Here is a 2,197-nt window from a genome sequence, read left to right as displayed (position 1 = left end):
GTAGCCATGCTGGTTGATCCTCACGAGTTGCTGCAAAATCACCCCCATCGGGATTGAAGGGAGCGTCATGCAGTACAGATCGTGCCAGCGAGGAGAGGGATTCCTCCGCGTAGCGGCTTCGTCCAACTTGGCAATCGACGCGGACCCACAACAGCAGGCTGCGGCTTCGCCGCTCATGTTGGTGGTCCGGTCATTTTTACGTTATAGGGCGGGGTGAAGGCAGTGGCACGCGAAGCTGTCACGCGATCGGCTTCGCGATCTCACAAGCGGCGTCAATCGTTGCCATTCACTCGGGCCGTTGCGCTTTTCTGGGGGTTCCGCCCTGGTGCTCGGGCGAGTCGCGGCGCCGCCATCCAAGCCCTTGGCCTGCCGACATCTCCGGCCGAGTCTCTCCATTCGTTGGCCTTCGCGCCGCGGACTCCTCAAATTGGAGGAGGCGCAGTACTCGGGCGAGTTGGCTTGCCAGCGTCGGTGCGGCAAACTATGGGCATGGGTATTGCGAGGCAAAATATGAGCACGTGCAAAAAGGCCGTCCTGCCCCATAACTTATCAATCGACACGGACCCACAACAGCAGGAGGCGGCTTCGCCGCTGATGTTGGTGGTCCGGTCATCTCTACGTTATACGGCGGTGTGAAGACAGTGGTTCGCGAAGCTGTCGCGCGGTCGGCTTCGCAGTCTCCTGGGTCGTGCAGGTCGGTGCCGTTCGCTTGTGGCGCTTCGCTTCTCTGGGGGGGTTACCGCAGCGCACGGGCGAGTCGCGGCGCCCGCGTCCAGGCACAGGCCTGCCGACATCTCCGGCCAAGTTCTCCGTGTTCGATGGCTTTCGCGCCACGACCTCATCAAATTGGAGGAGCCACGGCACTCGGGCGAGTTGGTGTGCCAGCAACCGTGAGGCAAACTACGGTCCATGCGCTCATCGGCTCTCTCCTGTCCGCCCCATAACATGTCGGCCAACGCGGACGCCCAAGCGTATTCGGCCGCTCCGCGGCCATTGCTTGGGCGCCGGTTACCTCTACGTTAAATCTCTGTGCGCGCACCTACTCTGATTGCCACTCCAGTGCTGCTGAGCACTTCTCTAGCGTTTGCACACGGTGGCGAGTGGGTCAAGTTCGTCATGCTCCCCTATTGGGGCCTGCAACTCGCCATGTTCATTCATGTTCTGATCAGTCGGCGAATTCGGATTTTCGCAAAGCGATGGTGGGTATCAGCATTTGTCGCCGCATCGCTCTTTCCATTCTTACCGCTCCTCTTCGGCGCGCAGAATGGCATGCCGGTTCTACTCGCGGTCGCGCCGGCGGTGTGGCTGGCGTTCGTACTGGCGCCAAGCGCCACGCGCCATCGGGCTGCGGGCTCTGATCAGTTGGGCGACGGTGAAGACACACGTGAATAGCCAGGAGAGACTTAACATGTCAGTCAACACGGACCCGCAACTGCAGAAGGCGGCTTCGCCGCAGCGGGTTGCGGTCCGGTTACCTTCACGTTAGACAGCATGGCGTTCGATCATCTCAAGATAAGCGCTGAGCGGAGCTTTGCCGATGCCGAGGAGCGCGAGGCAACCAACCCAGAAGGAGCGCTTGCCGCTCGGGCACATGGTCACGAAGCGCTCGCCAGCTACTATTTCGCTAACGGAGATTCGAAGGGCGAGGAAGAGCTCCACAGCGCCATTCGGGCGGAGGTCCAACGGTACTTGGCTTTTGGAACGGCCGTACGGCCATTCCTTCAGTACCGGTACCTGCTGTTGGCGCTTGCGATCGGCGACGTTGTATTGGCACGCGAAATTGCGGGGTATCCTATTGACCGAAAGAACTGGTCTAGGTTCGACAGTGCCATTACTTTCCGAATCTGCAACGTACTTGGCATTGCGCAGGGTGTGAAGGAGCCGAAAGCGAGCTACACCGCAACAGAGCAGACTTTCTTGCGCGCACTGGATGCTGTGGCGAAAGGGGAAGCCTTTGAGGTGGATGATGTGCACGGGTTCTGGAAGGCGCTGCGAAAGAAGCGCTACGAACTCACCATCTTCGAGCACAAAGACTTGTTCACTCCGGCTCTAAAGACGTTGCGTGCTGTCTAACGAATAAGGTTAGATCGCGCTAGCCGCGATCTGAACCGGCTGTTGGACAAGCCCCGGTTCGAGCGCGATGGTGTTGGTTGCCTGGAAACATCTGCGCGAGCCTCACGCCGCATGGTGAGGCCGT

The 2,197-nt window shown here is 59.9% G+C and carries 2 protein-coding genes; both read left to right on the top strand.

Translation table 11 applies throughout. The features are described 5' to 3' along the window. The first annotated feature begins 1,059 nt into the window (after nucleotides 1-1,059). The gene (locus EEB15_RS32955) at nucleotides 1,060-1,392 is read left to right on the top strand and encodes a hypothetical protein (RefSeq protein WP_141514221.1); all 333 of its coding nucleotides are present in this window, start codon (nucleotides 1,060-1,062) and stop codon (nucleotides 1,390-1,392) included. Between the two features lie 99 nt (nucleotides 1,393-1,491). After that, complete coding sequence (locus EEB15_RS32950; RefSeq protein WP_141514220.1) at nucleotides 1,492-2,073, top strand: hypothetical protein; 582 nt, start codon at nucleotides 1,492-1,494, stop codon at nucleotides 2,071-2,073. The last annotated feature ends 124 nt before the right edge of the window (nucleotides 2,074-2,197 follow it).

Origin of the sequence: Ramlibacter sp. WS9 (assembly GCF_003797765.1) — a bacterium.
Lineage (GTDB): Bacteria > Pseudomonadota > Gammaproteobacteria > Burkholderiales > Burkholderiaceae_C > Ramlibacter.
Note: the sequence above shows the minus strand (reverse complement) of the source record. Positions and strands in the feature narration are given on the sequence as shown.

Excerpts from the sequence above, each read along its gene's own strand:
- EEB15_RS32950 (WP_141514220.1), top strand. The coding sequence starts at position 1,492 with ATGGCGTTCGATCATCTCAAGATAAGCGCTGAGCGGAGCTTTGCCGAT.